A 22,920-nucleotide genomic window follows, 5' to 3' on the forward strand; every position below is an offset into this window, starting at 1 on the left:
AATGGCGGGTCGCTTAAAAACAACCCGCCATTTGTTTTTGTATAGAAGTGCTTTCACTTTACCTGCGATGAATAACTCGGTTTTACTTCAAAACTGAAGGTTTGGCTGCCTGCCTCGCCGCTTTGGGTTATCCCTTGTATTACGCCGATATAAGTTCCAGGCTGATCGGATGTATAAAATGACAATTGTTGCTTACCATCGGCACCCGTGTTTACAGATGGCGACCAGTAAAGTACGTTCCTGAAATCGGGCATGTGGCTGGCAGCTTGGGTATCGGTATCGTAAGCCGGCGAATAAAACTGCCGTTCTTGCTGTAAGCCTTCATAATCAAGCACCACCGCATGCGGGTCTATTTCGGCACCGCCCAGGTCGCCTTTGTAGCTGGTAAAACTAAATATCCCATGTTCATATGATGGCCCCAGCGAGTAGTTAAATGGCACGTCCTCGAGTTTACGAATTTTGAGCGGATCAACCTTAAACACTTTATTCATATCAAAAAATGGCACCCCATCTATCAGCATCATCGGGTCATCATCGGCCAGGAAGCCTATGCCAATACCGGTAACCACTTTTACATGAAATTGATTGCCGGTATGAAAAACGTTTGCCTCCCTAATGTATTCGCGCATTACTTCTTCCATTGTAGTAAAGCGGGTATAGTTATCTAACAGGTAAGTTTTGTAGGGTGCTCCATAAAATGCCGTGGTATCCGGGCGGGGATCGGTAAACTGCCTCATTTTTGGGCCATTGTAAATATTTTGGACCTGCATTGTTAATGCAGCATCTTCAAAAGTTGCTTGCAGGCCAGGTGTAACGTCAAAATGCGGCGTTGTCGTCTTAGCAAACTGGTCAGAAAATGGCGTCAAAACATCTATACGGTAATTGGTATCAACAACGGTGTTGGTTTCAACCACAATTTCATTTGGCCCGTAAAACTCCCGCATGTTAAATACCAGTTTACCACGGGCGTCGCTTTTAGCGGCATACAGTTGGATATGTTTACCCGGTATCCCAAGGTAGGCCTGGATATCTTTTTCGGGCTGGTTATTAAGTTTATTAACCAGGGTAGCAGTAATAACCGGGCCGCTTAGCTCGGGTAAAAAATTAAAAGCCGGTGTTTTTTTATTTAAAACATCGTCCCACGCAAAGCTTCGCCAACCCTGGGTAAGCATTAGGTTGTCTGCAGCCTCGGTAGTTACGGTGTTTTTATCGTTAAAATAATAACCTGGCGATTCAATTTCCCCTCTTAAATCCGATTTTAACCATAAGTAACTCAAGATATCTTCCTGTTGGTTGTGCTGCAACGAATCCACCCTGTAAACAGATACCGACAGGCTGGCGGCAACAGGCTTATTACCTGCACCTTGCGTGGCTACAGTAACATCGGCCTTTTTACGCATGGCGTACTGCGTAGCGCCTGTACCGGCGCTTATAGATAGTTTTTTTGTTGGACGTTTAAAATAAAGGCGTTCGCAAACCGGCTTTTTATCGGCGCTAAAAATGGTTATTTGCGATATTCCTTCGCCAAGCCTGCTTTTATCTACAATAAAACTGGCGATACCATTGGTTACAGCAGATGATTGCACTGCTTTAACCACTTGATGGCTTTGAGCAAAAAGGAAAACGTTGCCATCGGGCAGGTTTGTATTTACACTAACCGAAAGCTGGCCGTTGCCATTATCTTTTAAGCTCACTACATAGCCTTTATCGCTTATAGCAGGAATATCCTTTTGTATCAATTTACCGTCAATTTTAATGACTGCACGGTAGGTGGTATTACTTTGAGGCTTAAAAACAAACCTGCCGATTCCGAATTTCAATGGCTCAAACCTGGCTACCGTATCATTGTTCTGACTAACAATAGCGCCCTTAAAATTTACGCCTTTACCCCATTTATCGGCAGCTTTTACCCCTACTACACTTGCTATTCCACTAACCAGGTGCCCGCCTTCCGGAAAAAACTGGATATCATAGGCTGCTAACGGTGCTTTCTCTGCCTTTACCGGACTTTTCAGCGGATTTATGATGACCAGTTTTTTTGAAAAATAGCAATCGGCGCTAAAGTTTTTCATCCAACTGGTATAAGCCCGCAATACAAAATTACCTGTTGGCAAATTAACCGGGATATACAATGAACCATTTCCCCTGCCATCCTTCATGGCAATTTTTGTTTGCAATACCGGCGTTTGCTTATCATCAAGTACTTCAACATATACCACCTTACTTAACCCAATGGGTTTCATAAAAATACCATCCACATTAAATACTTTAAACCAAAGCACTTCTCCTGCGGTGTAGCCGTTTTTATCGGTATGTACAAATAACTTCTCCTGCAGCGCGTTTGATGTGTAATCATTAAAATTGGCCTGCACTTCGGGTAATACCTGCCCAAACAACCTGGTTATTGACATGATCGCTACTGCGAAAAAAATGCTGGTAATTTTTTTCATGGTTTGGTATTGTTTTATTTCCAAAATGATGGTTTTTTATTTGTTCCTCGCAAGGTGCAATCCACGCATATCGGTGTTGATGCTGTGTAGCCTCCTGGCGCATAATCAACCGTTAACGCTGAACCCGAATAAATGAGGTTATATACTTCATTAACATATATAGGCGGGATAGTTGGAATGGTACTGGTAACTTTTCGCGCATATAATAACGTATCCAGGTGGCAGCTACCATAAGGCGTCTCAGCCCCCCAGTTTGCCGGAAGGCTGGCTTTATCAACAAAAATTCGTTTTTGTGTTACTTGTCCTACTGTAACAAAACCAATAACCGGTTCGTTAGGGTTACTGATGCAATGTAAATTGCCTGTTAACTCCGATGGTTGCGGATCAAAAATCCCGCCAATCTGTTCAGTATTTTTCTTTAGCAGCTCAAAATAATTAAATGCGTCGGCGGTAATTGCATATTGTTTTACCAGGATGCTATACCTAAACCTAAATTTTTCTGAGTTCGCACGAATCAACGTCAGGGGCGCATTACTTACCTTATCAGCGGAAAGCTTCGCCGTTGTGGTGGTAATTATGGTGTTGGAGGTATCGCTCATCCAACAATTATATACTCTTTGTGCAGGTGGCCGGATATACTGAAAATCAGGTGGTGGCGCCGATGGATTTTGAACCACCGTAATTAATGATTCAAACGCGCTTTGGATCTGGTAGGTTTCAGTATACTCCCATCTGTAATATTTACTGCTGTTAGTTGCGTCATGTGTATCAACCCCAATTTGTAAGCCGTTGCCGGTTATTGCAGTCCTTACACTGTCAATTGGCGGCGAGTTTTTCACCGGCACAAAATCCGAAGCATATTTACCGCCATTTTGCGTAGTAATTTTAAGGCTGTATTTGTCGTTTGCAGATAAGTTTAAAGGCGCTGATACATAAGTTCCGTTACTTTTACCGGTCAGTTTATAACTCGTGCCACCGGCGCTTTCAACGGTTACTACAGCGCCCAATTCGGGGTTGGCTTTTGCGTTACTATCCAGGTTAACTGTACGGCGTAAGGTTATGGTGGTAGAATCGCCTAATGAGATATTACCATCAACAACCAAATAGCTGGTTACTTTGGCCGAAGGCGCAATGGTAATCTGCTTTTTACAGGCCATTGCGCCCATCAATACAAACAGTATGTATAGTATCCTTTTCATCATCTTAATTCCCCAAAAACCTTGTTAAATAAATCAACCGTGCTATCATTTTTCCCCGCTATCAACATTAAAATTTGATATTATAATTTATAAAAGGTATCGGCCTGGCAAAAATGGACAGCTGGTACGAGTTGATTGCTCCGCCCTGCTGCTGAAAAAACGTTGAATAAGCATTTTGCCTTCCTGTTAAATTGTAAACCCCAACCGTCCATGAATTATGGAAGGTTTGGTGTATTTTATGGTTCCCATCTATATTGATAGAAAAATCGGACCTGAAATAATCCGGGATCCTGTATTCGTTCCGTCCAGAATAAAACACCCGTTCGGCACCGTTTGAATAATATTTGGCAATAGGCAATGTTATAGGCCTGCCGGTGCTGTAGGTAACATCCAGCGAAACACTGTAACGATGGGTTATCCGGTAATTACCGGTAAAATTAAAGCTGTGCGGTTTATCGTAATTGGCCGGGTAGTATGCACCGCCATTAATGAGCTGGCCTGCAATGGCATCGTCCTGCTTTAAAAATGTGCGCGAGTAAGTGTAATTAACCCAGCCGTTAAGCTTGCCCGTTGTTTTACGAACCGAAAGTTCAACCCCGTAGGCCTTGCCCTGGGTATTTAAAACTTCCTGCTCAATAGCGTGGCTCATTACCAGTTTTGCCCCGCTTTTATAATCCAGGTAATTGTCAATGTGTTTGTAATAAACCTCTACGGATGTTTCGATGGTGTTTTGCTGGGCGTTTTTAAATATGCCGAACGATACCTGGCTGCCGTATTGTGGTTTGATGTTGGGATCGCTCAATTTGTAAATATCAATGGGCGATATAGCGGTAGTGTTTGACAACTGGTGGATGTATTGTGCAAGGGTATTGTAACTGGCCTTTAATGAAAGGTCATCCTGGATATTGTAACGGGCAGATACCCTGATTTCGGGCCTGGAATACGTTTTTATTACTTTGCCTCCGCCATAGTTGGTACTATCGACAACATTGAGCGGAGTGCGCGGTAAGCCGGGAGCGTAATTACGCACAGTTTGTGCGCCAAGATAATTGAACAACGAATACCTGATACCCGCGCTAATGGTAAAATCGGGCGTAATGTCAATTTTATCGCCCAGGTATAAGGCACTTTCCAAAGCCTGTTCATCAGCCACTTTATCGGGAATTATTAATGACGATGAGCTATTGGGCGTTTCGCTGCCTGGGTTTAGTTTATAATAAATAGAGCTTAAACCAAAGTCGATGGTGTTATTAGGGTTAAGGTAGTAGGTAAAATCGGCCTTTAAATTGGTTTGATTAATACCAAATTTCAGTTTGTAGGCGTTAACCGGGTTTGCTGTACTGGCAATATCATATTTATACCCATCGTAACCAACGCTCAACAGGCTGTATAACTTACTGCTAAAATTGTGCTTCCACTTAATGTTGGCGTTCTTATTACTGTAGTTATAAGTGGTATCGCTGTTTAACCTGAAATTATCGTTGCTTAAATAGGTAGTGATATAAATATTATTGTCCTTATTAACCTGGTGACTTAAATCGAGGTTAAAATCATAAAACGATGCGTGGCTGTGTTTATATTCCTCGGGCAATAATTTTAACAACCAATCTGAATAGCTGGTGCGGCCGCCAAAAATAAACGATGTTTTATCTTTCACTATAGGCCCTTCAACATTAAGCCTGCTGGTAAGCAGCCCTATGCCTGCCGAACCTGTAAAGTTTTTTTTGTTGCCCTCGCGGTCGGTAACTTCCAACACCGATGATAAACGGCCGCCAAATTTTTCGGGGATGGTACTTTTGTAAAGTTCAATCCCTTTTACAATATCGGGGTTAAAGGCCGAGAAGAAACCAAAAAAGTGGGCTGGGTTATAAATTGTTTTGTCATCAAGCAATATCAGGTTTTGGTCTGCAGCGCCTCCCCTTACGTTAAAGCCGGTTGTAGCCTCGCCAACGGTTTGCACACCGGGCAAGGTTAATACAATACGTAAAACATCGGCCTCGCCAAAAACAGCGGGTACCTGCTTTATACTTTTAATATCCAACCTGCTTACAGCCATTTCGGTACTGCGCACATTGGCCACTTTATCTGCCGATATCTTTACTTCTTTAAGCGTTGTTACCTGGTCCTGCAATTCAATATTCAGTTCGCCATCGGTATAAAGCATAATTTGCCGGTGCGCATCCTTCATGCCTATACCTTTTACTATCAATAACTGCTTGCCACGGGGCAGCGCCAATGTAAAATAACCAAACTGATCTGTTGTAACCCCAATACTGGTATTGCTTACATAAATGCTTGCGCCCGCTATGGCCACGCCCGATTTAGCACTTTTAACATAACCCGATAAAGTAGCTTTGCCGGGTTTCAGCTCATTGCTTTTTATGCCAATCTCGTACAGTTTATTTTCGATGGTTGATTCAATTACCGGCTTTTTAACAGGCGCTGTTGTAAAATCAATTACCGGCGATGGCATGACCGGTTTGCTTTGCCCTGGCTTTAAGTTAAAATAACCTTCGGCCGGTTGTATCTGAATTTCTTTACCAAGCGTTAAAAAAACCTGCAATTTTGATGCAACAACGGTATACAGAAAGCCCGAATTATGAAAAGCCTGCCTAAGCACATCTTCCAGCGGCTGGTTATTTACCTGTAAGGTAATTTTTAAGCTATCAAATTGGGTACGATCATAATAAAACCGATAGCCTGTTTTAACCTCAAGATCGCCGGCAAACTGATCAATGCCTGCCTGTTGAAAATTAACACTGATGCTTTTTGAAGTAACCTGCGCATGCAATAGTTTAACCGCCAATAAAAGAATAATAGCCAGGTAAATTTTTTTCATATTATTTGGTTATACTATCATAATAGGCCGTTACCGAAGTCAGCGCCAGTTCGCGCAGGTCATCAAACTGTAGATGTTTGTCTTTTATGTATTGCTTAAGCTCTTTCTTCTTATCGGCAAACAGGTCAAGCACCGAGCTTTGGCTGCTCACTTTGTAATAGACCAATCCCTTTTTGATATAATAATCGGGCACCTCTTTAAAGGGCACAAAAAACCGCTCCCGGCCGTTGGGCCCGGATGTGGATTTAAGCAATTTTTCGGATCGTTTTATTAATTGCGATTTGCCGCCATAAAGCTGTTCGTAAAAACCGGTTTTTATACCACCATTGCTGTTGGGTACCCTAACAAAATGCCGCTCGTGTAAATCAAAACTGGAAACTTTATCGGCTATCAGCGCAATTGGCGAGGCATGATTGTAGAGCAGCACCACCAGCTGATCGGTGTACAGGTCATAAATCATGGATACATTTTCAAAGCTTTGCCCATCGTACTCAACCGAGCCAGGGCGCCAGGCATCAACATCGTCAAGGTAAGGGCTGCCTTTAATGGATGAATCGTAAGAATCATAAACCAGGCCATTATACAGGCGCGATTGTTCGCCAACGCCCTGGTAAAACCGGTTTGTTACGTTACCAACAGCAGCATCATAGCTTGAACTATCGGCAGATTGTGCCGATGCTGTTTTATACAGCAGGGCCATAACAAAATAACATATTATTTTGATTGGATAACGAGTAGGCATCAGTTAATATTTATTCTGTAATTAAGTCATTTTTAATCATCAAACCAAATTCTTATTAATTTGACAGCTATTTGCGCTCAATATAATCAATTTGTTACAATATTTAATATTACGTTAACAGTTTTAATTCTGCTAAATTTTACTAAAATATATCTGCTGCTAATTACCCGATGGTGCAGCCATAACCACTCCCTCTTTTAACGGTATGCCAAAATTAGGTGAGCCATCTTTTTTCCAACCAAATTTTTGCGCCCTGGGCGACCGGTCATTACCACAGCCCTGGCCTGGTTTGGAGTTGGCGTGGTACAATATCCAATCCTCCGTTCCGTCAGGAGATTTAAAGAATGAATTGTGGCCGGGTGCATAAACACCATTTTCCGGCGATTGCTTAAACACCGGTTGGACCGACTTTCTCCATGATGCGGCATCCATTAAGTTACTGTTTTTTGATGTCGTGAGCATACCAAGGGCATAATAATCCGTCCAGCAGCCGCTGGCCGAGTATACCAGGAACAGCTTATCGTTATGTTTTAAAATCTCGGGACCTTCGTTTACGTTAACATGCGGCGGGTTTGATTGTGCCCCAAGGTCGCCATACTTTTCCCAGTCAAACTCAGGGCTTGATATTTTTACCCGCGGGCCGTCAATGGTGCAGGCATCTTTCATTTTGGCTATGTAGATGTTTTGCTGCACATTAACATCGCCTTCCCAGCCCGCCCAGATCATGTATAATTGTCCCTTGTTTTCAAATACCGATACATCTATGGCCCATTTATTGGTATCGTCGCCTACTTTGCCTTTAAATGTCCAGGTACCTTCTGTCGGGTCGGCAGCCGGGTTTTCGAGCACATAAATCCGATGGTTGTTGTTATTACCATCATCGGCAGCAAAATACATATACCATTTACCTTTTATAAAATGAAGTTCGGGTGCCCAAAGTTCTTTTGAATAGCTGGTGCCTGCCGGCGGCACCCAGATTGTTTTTTTAACAGCAGTTTTCAGCTGCGTAATATCTTTTGTTTTCCAGATAGCCAGGTGATTGCCCGTTGAATTGGTATAATAGTAAAAGCCATCTTTGTAAATAACCCAGGGATCGGCACCGGAAGGCAGCAATGGATTCATGAAAGTTTTTTGCTGGGCAAAGCCCGATTGGGCCACAACCATTAATAAAAGGCAGATTTTTATAATGTTTTTCATGCCCTAATATAGGACACAATTTTTTATATAATTTATAACCGTCCTCTTTCATCTTTGGAGGCATTATCACCTTTTCGTTGAACCTTGTTTTTTGAGCCAAATGACCGATAATAGGTAAGTTTGATAATGGGGAAACTCCTTGATTCGCCGTTGTAGCGAACATCTACCTGTGAATTAAAAGCATCGCGGGTTAGGTGGCCAATGTAACTGTAATAACTTGCCGATGATAACAAATCGGTAACTGATAGCTGGAAACTGCCTTTATTGTTATTCAGTTCCTTTTTTATCCCAAAGTTAAGCATCCCGTTTCCGTTGCTTCTTGAGGTAGCATAATACGCCGGTGAATAGGCATAACCGGAAACCTCCACCGAAATGCTTTTAGGAAGTTTAAATGTTTCGCTAAAATCAACCGATCCGGCAAAGTAGGTTTTGATAAAAGTTTGCGGCGTGTAGTCCACTTTGTATTGCCGCCAGCCGCCAACAAAACCATAACGCCCATCCCACCAGCTTGTTAATTTTACCGGGATGCTTGTTTGCAGGGTGATATTATTTTGATAAGGCGCGTTTTGCGGGGCGAGGTAAACCAGCCCTTTAGATGGCCCGGTAGAAATTTGTGTTTGCAATATCACATCTTTATCGCGGCTGAATAAAATTGAAAACAGGTAATCATGGTAATTGTAAGCCAGTTTAATATTATCGGTAATGGTAGGTTTTAACAAAGGGTTTCCCGTAAAAACAGATACCGGGTCATTATAGGTTACATACGAAGCCAGGTCGCTGTACGATGGGCGGCTGACGCGTTTGGTATAGGATAACTGTAATTCGGATTGATCATTAAGTTTCCGCGTCAGAAATACACTCGGAAACAGCTTCTTCAATTTCCGGTCGATGTTATATTGCGCATTGCTGGCGTTATCGGTACTGTTGTGCGAGTATTCATAGCGTGCGCCAATAGTAAGGCTGGTAGCCGTATCCAGCTTCACATTCAAAGTTGCGTACCCCGCGCCAATCATCTCCTTTGTAACCAGGTTATTGGATACCCCTACGCTACTCAACATCCACTGGCCGTTTTGCATGTTTTCTATCCCGGATACACTGTTGCTGCGGGTAAAGGTGCCTTTTACCCCTGCTTCTAATTTCAGGTTTGGGTTTATTTGTTTTGAGTAACCTACTTTAAGTACCGATACTTTTATAGCGGTACTGGCCAGGTCGCGTTGGCGGGGGGCATACAGGCTGTCGCCGGCACCGGCCAGGTTGCCATAATTATCAACAAAGGTGCTTTCAACATTAGTTTGCCCGTTGTTTTTGTAATAAATATAATCGGCGTCAAAATTGATTTTTTCGCCTTTACTGAGTTCCCGTTCAAGGTAAATGCTGCCAATGGTATTGTAAGTGTGATTAATACCATCGAGGTAGGAATTAAAGAGCAAAACAGAATCGGGCTTAAGGGCATAGTGCCCATGGTTGTAATTATTGTTGTGGTTGCTCCCGGCCGCAAAATAGATACTGGCGCCAACGGTTGTCTTTTGATTGGGCCGGATATCGGCGCCAATTTCAGCATCCTGATACTTGGCCACCGGTTTTCCCTGGCCTGTGTATAAAAACTCGGTTTGCCCGCCTATAGCCGGGACGATTTCTGTCCCGCTTGCAAATAATTCACTACGGCCGCGATCATGGGCGTACGAATAAGAAGCCCGCAGGCCCACTTTACCGGTATTGTGGTTGATTGAGGCATTTACTGAACCCTTTTCGCCCCGGCTATACCCAGCCGTAACAGTAGCAGACCCGTTTGTGCCTTGCTGTTTATTTTTTTTGGTAACAATGTTAATAAGCCCGGCATTGCCGTCGGCGTCGTATTTGGCGGGCGGGGTATTTAACAGTTCTATTTTTTCAATGTCATCGGCGCTTATGCCGTTTAGCAAAGTAAGCACCTGCGGCATCGACATCCGCATCAGCTTGCCATCCAGCATAACCATTACACCTGCCTTTCCATTCAGAGTGATGCCCGTGTTTTGGGGATTGACGATAACACCGGGCGAGCGCTGCAGAACTTGTAACACCGAACTTCCTTTTGTTAATATGCTGCTTTGTACATTTACTACCATCCCGCCCGGCTCCTGTTGTACCAAAGGTTTGTTGGCCACAATGGTAACCTCACTTAATTGTTTGGAGGCCGCTTTTAGCCCAATAATACCAAGGTTTTTTGATGGCTTTGCGCCTGTAAGCTCAAATACGGGCGACGCCCAGGTTTCATGAGTCATATCACTTACTTTAACAATGTACCGGCCCTGGCCGACAGGATCTAACCTGAAGCTGCCTTTATCATCAGTAAGCGACGATTTTATGAGCGCGTTATCGGTACTATCTAATAATATTACCGTTGCAAATGATACGGGCTGCCCGCCGGCATCCACAAATTTACCTGATACCTGGGCAAACGATGCCTGGCAAAAAAACGACAGGAAGCTGACGAGTAAGTATTTCATAGGCCGGTTACGATGATTGTATATCCAAAGGAATACAAACTCTGCATACCACAAAAAACCGATTGACCAGCGTACTACGCCGATTGACGAAATACATTAAAAGCGCCGAAGTTTATTAAAACAGCCTGCTTTTATTATAATTTACCGGTTATACACCAACAGGTGCATTTGGTCAATTAATTAGCCCCATTGAGATTGTGGCCATAAAAAAATAATTCATTTAGCTGTATCTTTAGCTTATGCCTCAAATTCAATCCCAACAAAACTGGCTTATCAGGTATAAATTGTACCATCTTCCTTTTTGGTTTTTATACAATTACCTGTGGTGGGTATTTTCCCAGGGCGATCCTATTGGCGTGGCGCGCAGCATCTTTTTTTCACCCTATACGGTAAAGTTTAGTTTTTACCTGGTATTCCAGGCTTTGGCTGCGTATTTTAACCTGTATTTCCTGATGCCACGCTATATGGAAAAGGGCAAATTTGCGCAATACATAACTTACGAGTTACTAACGATTATCAGCGCTGCCATGCTGATTGTTCCGGGGTATTTTTTAAGCGCCATCCTATCGGGCAAAACAATGGATGATTTATATGGTAACGGCCCGCATAACTTCTTCACACTTTTCCTGGCCAATCCGCTGCCTTCAATCGTGGCCAGCAGCACCCTTGCCATGAGTATTAAGCTTACTAAAACCTGGGCACAAACGCAAAAAAGGCAACAAATGCTGGAAAAAGAAAAGCTGGAAACCGAGCTTAAATTTTTAAAATACCAGTTTAACCCTCATTTTTTGTTTAACAGCATCAATTCCATATTTTTCCTTATCCACAAAAACCCCAATATGGCATCGGCTTCGCTGGCCAAATTTTCTGAATTGCTACGGCACCAGTTGTATGAATGCAACGATCAGCAAATCCCCCTTCAAAAAGAAATAGCCTATCTTGAAAATTTTATAGAACTGGAAAAACTGCGGCACGATACCGAAGTACAAGCTGATATACAGCTGCATGATCCTTTTGCAGGCCAACTGGGCATTGCCCCCTTTATTTTGATGACGTTTGTAGAAAATGCTTTCAAGCACGTATCTGCCCATGTAAACGGCGGTAATTGGATCAGCATAAAACTTGAGCTGCGGGGGCAACGACTTAGCCTGTTTGTAAGCAACAGTACAGCAGCCGGCGAAGCAAACCAGGCTATAAAATATGGAGGCATAGGGCTGGCCAACGTTAAACGGAGGCTCGATTTAATGTACCCCGGCATTTATGAATTGGATATTGACAGTCAACCCGATACTTTTACGGTAAAACTACAGCTAACACTTGCTGTGCTCCAAATATCACCAACAATGCAAATGGCTTAATATGAATATCAATTGTATAATTGTTGACGATGAGCCATTGGCCCGCGAAGGGCTTGGGAACTACGTACGCGAAGTAGATTTTTTACAATTGGCCGGTACCTGCGAAAACCCGCTCGAACTTATGAAACTGCTTGACCGGCAACCTGCCGATTTGATTTTCCTGGATATCCAGATGCCTAAAATGAACGGGATAGAGTTTTTGAAGATTATGCAAAAACCGCCTATGGTGGTTATTACTACCGCCTACCCTACCTATGCGTTGGAAAGCTTTCAGCTGGATGTGCTGGATTACCTGCTTAAACCCATTACCTTCGAACGTTTTTTTAAGGCGGCCAGCAAAGCCCGGGATTATCACCGGCTGCTAACCAAAACAACATCGGCAGACATCAATAAAGCCGAAAGGCAGGATGATTACTTTTTTATTAAATGCGGAAGCAAATATGAAAAGGTGCCGTTGGAAGAAATTCTTTATGTAGAGGGAATGCAGAATTACGTGAACATTTTTACCCTGAAAGGTAAATATGTAACCATGCTATCCCTTAAAAACCTGGAGGAGAACCTGGCTGGCAAGTCATTTATCAGGGTGCATAAATCATACATTGTGGCCGTCAATAAAATTGATGGGATCGAAGGTAATGAGATATTTATCCAGGCCAGCAAAATTCCTATAAGCCGAAATTACCGTGAGCAGGTAATTGGCCAGGTAGTTACCAACAGGCTTTGGGATAAAAAATAAAACGGCCTGCTACGACAACCGGTGCCGTAACAAACACGTTTTACACTACCTATAACAAAGGTAATTGCACCAAAAACTATCTTTTAAGAATGCGGCTTCATATTTTAAGTGAAACCACTGTTAAGTTGAAAGTACCAAGTTCTAAGTCAAAAAAGAATAAATTGGCTTAGGGCTCAGAACTTAATACGTTCCCCTATGGACTACCCGTTAAACACGGTATTTATTTTTTATCGCAAACCAAAAACACCACACCCCTTGCAGGTACGTTCACAGTTATCCCTCCGCTGGTGCCAGATGAATTTGCAGCAAGCGTGGCATAACCAGCCGGACCACCAACATCGCCGGCGGGGCCGTTGTTGTTAACGGTTACTTTGCCCGAATACGAGCCGTTGTCGGTGCCACCCTTCAAGGTATAATAGTAATAATTAGACCCGGTGTAGTAATTTTTGAAATTGATGCTAACTACCTTATCGGCACTACTTTTATTTACAAGAGTAATACCAGCTTCGCCCGATGTGAACGAAGATGCATAACTAACAATATCGGTACTTCCGCTAACTGTCGAACTGATCATCCTGTCGCCAAAGTATTTTTGAAAATAATATAGGTAGTAGAATGCCGGCCGCGGGGTAAAATTTGCAGTGCCATCCTGGCCGAAAGTAAATAAACCATGGTCGTTACCATCGCTGCCTCCATTGGCCAAATCCCAGCGGCAGGCCATGCTTACCTGGTTTTTAATTAACTCGCCCAGTACTAAAACAGCATGCACACCACTCACATAAGACACTTGCTGCCTTGACCCGGAAGCAAATATATTCCACTCGTCAAGCGCAATGGGCTTTTGAGCCAAACCAGCCTTTTGAACAGAATTGTTTACCCAACTTACCATCGGAGCAGTAGCTGCCGATGGCGTTGCCAGGATAACTTCGGGTGTTGAATTTTGGTTATAAGGCGTGTAATAATTATGTACTACAAAAAAATCGGGTGATGAGCCGGCAGCAGATAGTACACCTGCATTCCAGTTTTGCCCACCTGTAGTATTATTTTGGTCGTCTGTTTCGGTAAGTACAATACCTATTTTTATGGAAACGCCTATGTCGCTGGCAGCCTTGCGCATCGAATCGGCAAAAACCTTAAAATGTGTTCCGTATAGCTGGCCCGTTATAATTTCGGGCTGGCCATCCTTATTTTTCGATACGTCAATACGATACCCGGCCTCCCAGTTGCCGAAATTTTCATTGCCCACCTCCCATAATTTAGTTCGGCCCTTATCGTTCCTTACCCACTGCGCAGCATAATGCGCGGCAGTTTCAACCGGATGATCGCTTAACCCATAACGGGCATAGCCATAATTTACCGTGATAATACCGGTACTATTGGTTTTTTGTAACAGCGAATAGTAATTGCTAAGGCTTATAGACCAGCTATCGGTCACCATTCCGCTCCAATATCCTGAAGTAGGATCGGCGCTGCCATCGGCCTTTAATAATTGAGCAGGCACATCAGCTGGTCTGCCGCCCGCAGGCAGATCATAAAAGTAAACATCAGATAAACTGCCTCCCGGTGCCCTGATAATATTGGGCGATAGATTGGTAATGTTTTTTACCAGGCCTGCGTCGGTATATTGACTGGTAAAAGGATTGATATTATTGCCAAACAGGTTGTTTGACACCTTCGAGACTACCTGGGCAAAATCTGCAGTTACGGTAACTGACGATGCCGCTGGCTTTGTTGCACTTGTTGTAGCTGGCTTTGTAAATGTTTTAGCTGTCCAGCTATCTAAAAAAAAACCTTGCGAAACCGCGACGCCGGGGTCGGTTGGCGAAGTAATTGGGCCTGTTGCCCCCCCGTTTCCTGTATCAACAACCGTTGTATCGGTCTTTTTATCCTTTTTGCATGCCGTTAAAGTTATAAGGGCCAATAATATTGTAAATACACTATTTATTATCACTTTCATTTTCCTGTTTTTTACCGTAACGGTATTTATCGGGCCTTTTTCTTTGCCTTTTTTGTATAAATTAAGCTACTGATGCTTTTAAGCCAACGTGCGGGCCATGCATAAAACCTGCAACCATATAGGTTGACCTAAACTCGTTGGGTGTAAATTGTTTTTTGCGTTTAAAAATCCTGTTGAAATTGGATATGTTGTTAAAACCGCACTCATAAGCTATCTCGGCGACCGTAGTTGTCGAGTCAATAAGCATCCGAGAGGCGTGTCCTAACCTTATTTCGTTTAAACTATCGGTAAAAGTTTTGCCGGTGCGCTTTTTTATAAACCTACTGAAAGAGGCCTCGGGCATGTGAACAACACGGGCAGCCTCAGCAAGGGACACCTTCCGGTTGTAGTTGATATTCATATGCTCAAATACTTTTTCGATACGGCGGCTGTTATGGTAAAATTTCTCGTTAATAAAGCTGGGATCCGACAGGGTTTTCATATCTGCCGATGTTGACAATTCGTGCAATATGGATAGCAATTCTAAAACCGATGTAAAGCCGCTCTGCTTATTTAGCGCCAGGAGCCGGTCTTTAACCGCCAGAATTGTTTCGGGCGAGAAAAGAACCCCCATTGGCGCACGCTGCAGCATTCCCTTCAAAAAACTCAGCTGGTTACGTTGTAAAAATTTCTCGTCAAAAAGGTCTTTATGAAACTGGATGACAATCTCGGTTATCTGCTGGCTTTTACACTCGTTGGTAAACCAGCCATGATAAAGGCCCGGACCTACCAGCACCAGTTCCAAATCATCAATTACATCAATATGTCCGCCAACAACGCGTTTGGCCCCTTTGGCGTTTAAAACCAAATGCAACTCATAATCGTCATGGTAATGAAGCGGTCCTTCAAAATTATTATCAACCTTCGCAAAAACAGTAAAGCAATCGCCTGCTGTCAGCGGGGTATTTTCGCGCATTACATTGCTTGTCGTCATAAAATAATCAGTATCACAAAATTCAAAAACAAGTTAGTTAGGCTAAGTAGCTGTATAAGATGTTTACTTTACGGCAGGTTGCTCAATTACCTCTTTAGCTGTAACATCGTCTGCTATCATTGTCCCCGAGGCGTTGCCCATAGCAATCAAAACTTTAAAACTTACGGCCTTTTGGGGTATTTTAATCACTTTGGTATAAAGCGTCCATTGCTGGTCGCCGGTTAGGCGGGCAATATTGTCGCCGCCATTTATTTCTTTATCACTGCCATCCAAAAAAGCAACGCTAAACAGGGCACCTTCCCAATCATTTTTGCCTTTAACAACATTTAAGGTTTTTAACCAGGCACTAAATTCGATGGCCGTAGCTTTTTTAGGAATCCCGACGGTTTGATCAATCCCCACCCACTTATCGGTGCTGGTGGTTACAATGGCGCAACTGTTTTTGCCGGTTTTAATATTCCAGGGGGTAATTTGCCCACCGCCATCATTCCAGCCATAAAAATCGTCCTCAAAACCACCATTGGTTAACAGATTTTTTTGCGCGTTGGCTTTTAACATCAGCAATATCAAACCCATGCTGAATATTATTTTAATCGCTTTCATCAGTCAAATGAATTTAAAATATCGCCACCAGGTTTATCCCGGCGGCGATATTAATCAGGCCTGTTAATTCTGTTATTTAATATCTACAATTCCAACATCATCAATACTAAAAGTAGATGAATTGCCACTAAATTCCTGGAAAACCAGAGCGAAGATGCTTGATGGAACTGGATTACCGGCGTCTGCCCAGTTAGCGATTGGAATCTGATAATCTGTCCATTTGCCTTCGGTAAGTGTTATCTGAACGGCGGTGTTAAAATTATAATTTAGTGTCAGATGGATATTTTTACCGGTAGTTCCCTTACCGCCAAATATTGAGAACTTAAGAGCCGTATTAGCACCAACATTGACGCTGCTACCTGGTTGCATTGCATACCCGTCATAACCGCCAGTGTAACTATATGTTCTGGATGTGGTTCCTCTCCTGATATTTGTGTTATCAGTTTTCGCTCCGCCACCCCAACCATAATCGTACCAGCCGTTTTCGAATGTATCTTCATAAATGGCCGAGCTAAACCCAAATATTGAATTAGTTTGTTTTGCTGACGAAACGTTGTTAGACAATAAACTTGTGCCCGAAGTTACAACCGGTCCTGTACCTACGCCGCCGCCTTTAGTAGCCGATGTGGTAACCAGTAAATGTGCTGCAGTTAAACCCGATGGTACTTTTACGGTTATCACCGTAGGCGATTTGGTAAGTACCGTAGCCGGTACTGTACCAAATGACACACCTGTGAGGCCATTGAATGTTGTACCTGTTATGGTAATAACATCGCCGGCGTTACCCGCCAACTGGCTAACTGTTGTTATGCCAGGGACAGGCTGTTCAATTATAAAAGGGGTACTAACTTTTCCATGGGCGGTAACAACGGTAAGTACATTACTGGTAGTGTCGTTACTAAACGGCACCGTTGTAGGTACTGAAAACTGAAGCGTGGTGTTTGATGAATATGCTATGTTAAAGTATATAGAAACACCATTAATATAAATAGCTTTAGTTGTGCTTAAATTATTACCTATCACTGCATATAAGGTCCCTATACTCCCATCGGTTGTAGTTGAATCAAAAGCAGTAACGGTTTGCGATGTTTGGGTGCTTTTATATACGGTGCGTATCCTGGTTATAACCGGAGGGCCGTCACCACCGCTATCATGTTTTTTACAGGAGCTGATACTGAATACCACCACGAGCGAAAGTATGCAGTAAGAAAATATCGATTTTAAATTTTTCATAGCTGTATTTATTTAAAAGTGTATGGTACTGCTGGTTCTAATAATTTAGGATCGGCGGTTGTTTCATTAATTGGTATAGGCAATAAAAAGTCGGTGCTTTTTGGTGTAACCGCGCTATGGTAAACAGTTTTGCGGTCATTGGCGTAAGTACCCCTTTCCTGCTGGCTTATAAACTGCGTAGCCAGTGGGTGGCTGTTATTTAATATACCATTCCATCCATCAATGCGGCAAAGGTCAAACCAGTAGTCGTTTTCGATAGCAAATTCATGCCTTCTTTCGGCCAAAATATCATCCTTGATAATAGTTTTAGGCACAGCATTGTTATAGGTGGCGTCGTAGTTAGGGTTAGCAACTGTGTAGTTACGTTTTATAACTGTTAACGGTGCCAGGTTTGCCCTTTTCCTGATGGCATTGATGTAAGCTAAAGCCTGTGCATCTGTAGATGTTGCGTTTTTGCCAACAATTGCTTCTGCTGCAATTAAATAAACTTCGGCATAACGCATTAAGTACGTGTTGTTTGCCGCAGATTGTGCCGCACCTATGCCGCCATTATCGGCAGGTGTACCAACCACATATTTTTTGATAGCAGCATCGGTTCCCTGTGAATTAATATTGTCAGGCACGGTGTAACCGCCGGCCGCTGCTGTAATTTCAGGATAAAAATCCTTAGCTTGCATAATAGTAGCATGCAGGCGTAAATCTCCACCTTCATAAGAATTTTGCAAGTCGATAGTGGGGCCTAATACGCTGTAACCATCACCCGTACCCGTAATAATACCGTTGGCGGCTAAAGATGCCTGCGCCGGATTGCCGTGGCCATACGATGCACCACCCGCCCATTGTATCTGGCAAATGCTTTCTTCGTTATTATTGTTGGCTGTTTTAAACAGATCGTTGTAAGTTTTATTGGGCAGATCTATACCATATAATTTAAACTCTCCGCTGTTGATCACTTTTTGTGCCTCTGCAAGTGCGTTAGGGTAATCCTGCATATACAGGTATAATTTGGCCAGCATAGCCGAAGCGGAACCACTGGATACATGGCCTTGTGTGATAGAACCAGTCCTGATCATTTTAGTACAATTTGCCTCGGCAAACTTCATATCCTTAACCATGAAGGTATATATGTCTTCTATCCTGTTGCTATTTACCTGGAAATTGGTTAAAAAGTTACTGGCATCCTCAATAATCGGCACCGCGCCCCATAACCTGACGATATGGAAATAAGCCATAGCGCGCATAAAATGGGCTTCGCCCAGGGCGTTATTTAAAACAGCCGGGGTTACGCCCGCGCCTGCTCTTGGGGGCATTAAATTGATCAGGGCGTTAGCCTGCGCAACAACAGTCCACAATGACGACCATGCGGCATCATTCTGCGAATTGAGGTTGGTCACGGCACTATTCAGGTTACCAAAATCGGTAACATCTGACGAATAACTACGGCCATTACCGCCTGTCATCTCGCATACAGCCCAACCTGGTTTAGCGCAATAATTAAACCAAAGTGAATTGTAAAGGTTAATTGTACTTGATGATACCTGGGCATCGGTTTTATAAAAATTATCAATTGCAATCGCGTTTTCGGGCGGCCTGTTGAAAAAGTCTTTTTTACAGCCTGTTATGGTAACTAAGCCAATAACTGTAGCGCTGAGTATATATTTAATATTTGCTTTCATTTTAAATCTTTTATGGTCAAATTAAAATTCTGCGTTTACTCCAAACGTAAATACCCTTGGGGAAGGGTACCTTCCTAAATCAACGTTGGTTAAAAACACGTTTTGGTTTTGCTGGCCAATCTCTGGGTCTAACCCCTTATAACCTGTTATTACAAAGAGATTTTGTGCACTACAATACAGTTTTAAACGGTTAAGCGCGATATGTTTAGCCCAATTTGAAGGTAGACTGTACCCTAAACGCACATTTTGAAACCTTAAGAAAGAGGCGCTTTGCAAAAATCTTGTAGACATATTTAGATTAGGGTTAACACCGCCCTTGGGAGCAGGAATGGTTGCATTAGGGTTAGATGGGCTCCAGTAATTTGCAGCTTCGGCCAATTGATTGGTATATAATCCGTTCAATCCCTCAAGATTGTAATTCAGCGCATTGAGTATTTTACCGCCATATGAGCCATACAAAAATATAGACAGATCAAAGTCTTTATAGCTGAAATTATTGGTAAAACTATAGGTGAAGGTAGGATTGGGATTTCCGATAGCGCTAATATCACTTGCATCTATCTTACCATCATGATTGGTATCAACATACTGTATATCGCCTAAAGTTGTTGCACCTGTGGCACCTAATGTAGTACTGGTAGGCTGTCCAAATTGTACTGGCGCGTTTGCCAACTGATCAGCAGTTTTAAATATGCCTTTAACTGTATAGCCATAAAACTCACCTATAGGGCCGCCAACTTTAGTTTGAGTAACAGGAATTTGCAAATATGTATTAGTGATACTTGCATTAATTACACTATTGTTATAGGTAGAAACAACTTTATTAACGTAATGGGAAAACGTTACTGTGGTATTCCAGTTAAAGTCTTTTGAAACAATGTTTTTTGAATTTATGCTGAACTCAATACCCTTATTACTAACCTCACCGCCATTTACATAAGGCGCGCTGATTCCGCCAAGGTAATTTGGGCCACCTGTTAAAAACTCAGGTAAAGGTGCCTGGAAAAGGAAGTTCTTCGAAGTTTTATTATACCAGTCTACAGCCGCGTTAACCCTGCCGAATAAAGTAAAATCCAAACCTATATCAGTTTGTATAGATGTTTGCCAGGTTAGATTTGGATTATTGTAATTTGATACGTTAAAACCTGTACCCAAGCCGGTAATAGTAGGATTAAGTGCCGATCCGTACTGGTAGCCCGGAATATTCTGGTTACCTACCTGGCCATAACCTATCCGTAGCTTAACATTATCGGCAACGCTTTTAATGCCGCTCATAAATGATTCATTTGAGAGCGTCCATCCAATAGCAGCAGATGGAAAATAACCGGTTTGATGGCCTTGTGCAAAATTTGAAGACCTATCTGAACGGATTGTAGCGGTTAAGCTATACCTGTTATCGTAATCATAAATAGCACGAGCGTAAAAAGATTCTAAAGTGTTTGACGACTTGTTTTCGCCAATTGTAGGTATTTTGGCACCACCAAGATTAAGCGTAGGCAAATCGTTACTTAAAAACGTATTAGTTCCGGCACTCATACTGTTGTACATACCTTCATTTAGTTCATAACCCGCAGCCGCGGTTATAGTATGTTTTTTGGCAAACGTATGATTGTAGGTAAGGTACTCTTTCCAGTTCCAGCCTAAAGCCTGATCCGAATATTCACTTAAACTTGCTACGGGATTGCCATATATAAATGAGGGATTAGTTGGAGAAGTTACCGTGAACGACGGGAAAAATAATACACTTTTTGAAAAGTTATCATAACCTCCAATTTCTGATCTCAAAGTCAAATCTTTAGTGAAACGTATATCAGCATAAAAATTTGCGTTTATTTGACTACGCACCAGGTTATTAGTATTTAATTTTGCCAAAGCTAAAGGGCTTATAAATGCGCCGCCGCCATAAGATGCAGTGGAAACCGTATAGCTGCCGTCGGGATTGCTGGCTGCCTGATCGGGAGCATTCAATAACGCCTGGTAAACAATACCGCCATTATCACTCGCGCCGATATTTTGATCGGTACGGTTCAATGTCATGTTTGAACCAAGTTTAAACCAATCCTTCAATTTTCCCTCAACATTTGTACGAAAGGAGTAGCGTTTAAAATTTGACGCTATGATAGTACCATTTTGTTTAAGGAAACCTCCTGAAATATAGTAATTCACGTTTTCGTTACCACCGTTCATCGAAAGGTTATGGCTTTGCATTGGCGCTGTTCTGAACACTGCTTTTTGCCAATCGGTACCCGGGCCAAGTAAGGTGGGGTCTGCAAACTCACCCCTGCGGCCTATGCCGGTAATATCGGCTATCTCGTTTTGTATAGCGGCGTATTGAGGCAGGTTCATCATTTTAAGAAAATGCCCTTGTTGCTGAATACCGTAATAACCATCATAATTTAAATGAGCCGAACTATTTTTACCTTTTTTTGTGGTAATAATGACTACACCATTTGAGCCACGGCTGCCATATATAGCTGTCGCCGACGCATCTTTCAATATATCAATAGATGCGATATCATTTGGGTTAATGTAGCTTAGCGGGCTAACTGTATTTTCGCCATTGTTTTGATTTTGGGTGGTGTAGGCAGAACCATCAATATATACACCATCAACTACATATAAAGGCTCATTTGAACCCGAAAGAGATGTTATACCCCTAATGTGCACTGAGGCCGAACTACCCGGCGCGCCTGTACCGTTGGTAACGGTAACACCTGCGGCTTTACCCTGCAGTAATTGGTCAACGCTTGTTTGTGGGATATTCTGAATATCCTTGGCGGTTACCGATGATATGGCGCCATTTACGTCCTGGCGCTTTTGCTGGCCGTAACCAATAACTACCACATCTGTTAAAGTGGTAGACATGTTGACCAATACAACATTGATAATAGTTTTCTTACCTATAACAACGTCTTGCGGCTTCATCCCGATAAACGAGAAAGTAAGTTCGGTACCGCCATTGGGTACGCTGATGCTGTAATTACCATCTTTATCTGTTATAGCCGAAGCCTGGCTATTTTTTACCCTGACAGAAGCCCCGGGCAAGGTTATGCCTTTGTCGTCTGTTACTGTTCCTTTGATTACTGTCGCCTGGTTTTGCGCCCCTGCCCGGAAGCATACAAAAAGAGACAAAAACAGCAATGCCATTCGTAGAATTTTTCGCATAATTGATTTACTTAGTTTATTTGGTTTTTATTTGATTTATTGGTTCCGTTACTATAGCTGCCATCGTCTTTTTTAACACGTACATAATTATTGATGACAATCATCAATGTTTATGCGCCTGTTGTTCCCATCAATAAATGGCAAACAATTGCTTTAATAAAATTGGTTATATACGCTTATCAGGTTTATACTAAACCGGCAATATTATTGCCGGGCATTAATACATGTTTATAATGAGGGTAAAATTATATGTGAAACCAAACCCGGTTGTGGATAAATAGGGGTACAAATGTCAACTTGTATTAA

General features: G+C 42.6%; 14 protein-coding genes. 2 read left to right on the forward strand and 12 right to left on the reverse strand.

The window, feature by feature from the left end; translation table 11 throughout:
* Positions 1–53: 53 nt before the first annotated feature.
* From AC1RM2_RS28615 to AC1RM2_RS28640, 6 genes are all read right to left on the reverse strand, one after another.
* The gene (locus AC1RM2_RS28615) at positions 54–2,450 is read right to left on the reverse strand and encodes a hypothetical protein (RefSeq protein WP_492988574.1); all 2,397 of its coding nucleotides are present in this window, start codon (positions 2,448–2,450) and stop codon (positions 54–56) included.
* Positions 2,451–2,464: 14 nt separating this feature from the next.
* On the reverse strand, positions 2,465–3,649 hold the full coding sequence (locus AC1RM2_RS28620; protein ID WP_492988575.1) for a DUF4249 domain-containing protein: 1,185 nt from the start codon (positions 3,647–3,649) through the stop codon (positions 2,465–2,467).
* Between the two features lie 67 nt (positions 3,650–3,716).
* Entirely contained in the window at positions 3,717–6,488 is a 2,772-nt protein-coding gene (locus AC1RM2_RS28625; RefSeq protein WP_492988576.1) for a TonB-dependent receptor, read from the reverse strand.
* Between the two features lies 1 nt (position 6,489).
* Positions 6,490–7,188: a hypothetical protein gene (locus tag AC1RM2_RS28630; RefSeq protein ID WP_492988577.1), complete on the reverse strand. Its 699-nt coding sequence runs from the start codon at positions 7,186–7,188 to the stop codon at positions 6,490–6,492.
* 201 nt (positions 7,189–7,389) lie between these two features.
* Complete coding sequence (locus AC1RM2_RS28635) at positions 7,390–8,427, reverse strand: glycoside hydrolase family 43 protein (protein WP_492988578.1); 1,038 nt, start codon at positions 8,425–8,427, stop codon at positions 7,390–7,392.
* Positions 8,428–8,459: 32 nt separating this feature from the next.
* Positions 8,460–10,913: a TonB-dependent receptor domain-containing protein gene (locus tag AC1RM2_RS28640; protein WP_492988579.1), complete on the reverse strand. Its 2,454-nt coding sequence runs from the start codon at positions 10,911–10,913 to the stop codon at positions 8,460–8,462.
* 239 nt (positions 10,914–11,152) lie between these two features.
* On the opposite strand from AC1RM2_RS28640, the gene AC1RM2_RS28645 reads away from it, so the two are divergent.
* Together AC1RM2_RS28645 and AC1RM2_RS28650 are read left to right on the forward strand one after the other, a co-directional pair.
* Positions 11,153–12,271 (forward strand): sensor histidine kinase, encoded by a 1,119-nt coding sequence (locus tag AC1RM2_RS28645; RefSeq protein WP_492988580.1) that lies wholly within the window; start codon positions 11,153–11,155, stop codon positions 12,269–12,271.
* A gap of 1 nt (position 12,272) precedes the next feature.
* The gene (locus tag AC1RM2_RS28650; protein ID WP_492988582.1) at positions 12,273–13,007 is read left to right on the forward strand and encodes a LytR/AlgR family response regulator transcription factor; all 735 of its coding nucleotides are present in this window, start codon (positions 12,273–12,275) and stop codon (positions 13,005–13,007) included.
* A gap of 220 nt (positions 13,008–13,227) precedes the next feature.
* Here the strand turns inward: AC1RM2_RS28650 and AC1RM2_RS28655 are convergent, their stop codons facing one another.
* The 6 genes from AC1RM2_RS28655 to AC1RM2_RS28680 form a co-directional block, all read right to left on the reverse strand.
* Positions 13,228–14,964 carry an alpha-L-arabinofuranosidase gene (locus tag AC1RM2_RS28655; protein ID WP_492988583.1) on the reverse strand — a complete coding sequence of 579 codons (1,737 nt, stop codon included), beginning with the start codon at positions 14,962–14,964 and terminating at the stop codon, positions 13,228–13,230.
* Between the two features lie 61 nt (positions 14,965–15,025).
* Positions 15,026–15,937 carry an AraC family transcriptional regulator gene (locus tag AC1RM2_RS28660; protein WP_492988584.1) on the reverse strand — a complete coding sequence of 304 codons (912 nt, stop codon included), beginning with the start codon at positions 15,935–15,937 and terminating at the stop codon, positions 15,026–15,028.
* Positions 15,938–16,000: 63 nt separating this feature from the next.
* On the reverse strand, positions 16,001–16,540 hold the full coding sequence (locus tag AC1RM2_RS28665) for a carbohydrate binding domain-containing protein (RefSeq protein WP_492988585.1): 540 nt from the start codon (positions 16,538–16,540) through the stop codon (positions 16,001–16,003).
* A 72-nt stretch (positions 16,541–16,612) separates the two neighbouring features.
* Positions 16,613–17,773 carry an IPT/TIG domain-containing protein gene (locus AC1RM2_RS28670; protein ID WP_492988586.1) on the reverse strand — a complete coding sequence of 387 codons (1,161 nt, stop codon included), beginning with the start codon at positions 17,771–17,773 and terminating at the stop codon, positions 16,613–16,615.
* A gap of 8 nt (positions 17,774–17,781) precedes the next feature.
* Positions 17,782–19,449: a RagB/SusD family nutrient uptake outer membrane protein gene (locus AC1RM2_RS28675; RefSeq protein ID WP_492988587.1), complete on the reverse strand. Its 1,668-nt coding sequence runs from the start codon at positions 19,447–19,449 to the stop codon at positions 17,782–17,784.
* Positions 19,450–19,470: 21 nt separating this feature from the next.
* Entirely contained in the window at positions 19,471–22,614 is a 3,144-nt protein-coding gene (locus tag AC1RM2_RS28680; RefSeq protein ID WP_492988588.1) for a SusC/RagA family TonB-linked outer membrane protein, read from the reverse strand.
* Positions 22,615–22,920 lie beyond the last annotated feature (306 nt).

This window comes from Mucilaginibacter sp. GW822-FHT03E02 (assembly GCF_058801545.1).

Excerpts from the sequence above, each read along its gene's own strand:
- AC1RM2_RS28615 (WP_492988574.1), bottom strand. The coding sequence starts at position 2,450 with ATGAAAAAAATTACCAGCATTTTTTTCGCAGTAGCGATCATGTCAATA.
- AC1RM2_RS28620 (WP_492988575.1), bottom strand. The coding sequence starts at position 3,649 with ATGAAAAGGATACTATACATACTGTTTGTATTGATGGGCGCAATGGCC.
- AC1RM2_RS28625 (WP_492988576.1), bottom strand. The coding sequence starts at position 6,488 with ATGAAAAAAATTTACCTGGCTATTATTCTTTTATTGGCGGTTAAACTA.
- AC1RM2_RS28630 (WP_492988577.1), bottom strand. The coding sequence starts at position 7,188 with ATGGCCCTGCTGTATAAAACAGCATCGGCACAATCTGCCGATAGTTCA.
- AC1RM2_RS28635 (WP_492988578.1), bottom strand. The coding sequence starts at position 8,427 with ATGAAAAACATTATAAAAATCTGCCTTTTATTAATGGTTGTGGCCCAA.
- AC1RM2_RS28640 (WP_492988579.1), bottom strand. The coding sequence starts at position 10,913 with ATGAAATACTTACTCGTCAGCTTCCTGTCGTTTTTTTGCCAGGCATCG.
- AC1RM2_RS28645 (WP_492988580.1), top strand. The coding sequence starts at position 11,153 with ATGCCTCAAATTCAATCCCAACAAAACTGGCTTATCAGGTATAAATTG.
- AC1RM2_RS28650 (WP_492988582.1), top strand. The coding sequence starts at position 12,273 with ATGAATATCAATTGTATAATTGTTGACGATGAGCCATTGGCCCGCGAA.
- AC1RM2_RS28655 (WP_492988583.1), bottom strand. The coding sequence starts at position 14,964 with ATGAAAGTGATAATAAATAGTGTATTTACAATATTATTGGCCCTTATA.
- AC1RM2_RS28660 (WP_492988584.1), bottom strand. The coding sequence starts at position 15,937 with ATGACGACAAGCAATGTAATGCGCGAAAATACCCCGCTGACAGCAGGC.
- AC1RM2_RS28665 (WP_492988585.1), bottom strand. The coding sequence starts at position 16,540 with ATGAAAGCGATTAAAATAATATTCAGCATGGGTTTGATATTGCTGATG.
- AC1RM2_RS28670 (WP_492988586.1), bottom strand. The coding sequence starts at position 17,773 with ATGAAAAATTTAAAATCGATATTTTCTTACTGCATACTTTCGCTCGTG.
- AC1RM2_RS28675 (WP_492988587.1), bottom strand. The coding sequence starts at position 19,449 with ATGAAAGCAAATATTAAATATATACTCAGCGCTACAGTTATTGGCTTA.
- AC1RM2_RS28680 (WP_492988588.1), bottom strand. The coding sequence starts at position 22,614 with ATGCGAAAAATTCTACGAATGGCATTGCTGTTTTTGTCTCTTTTTGTA.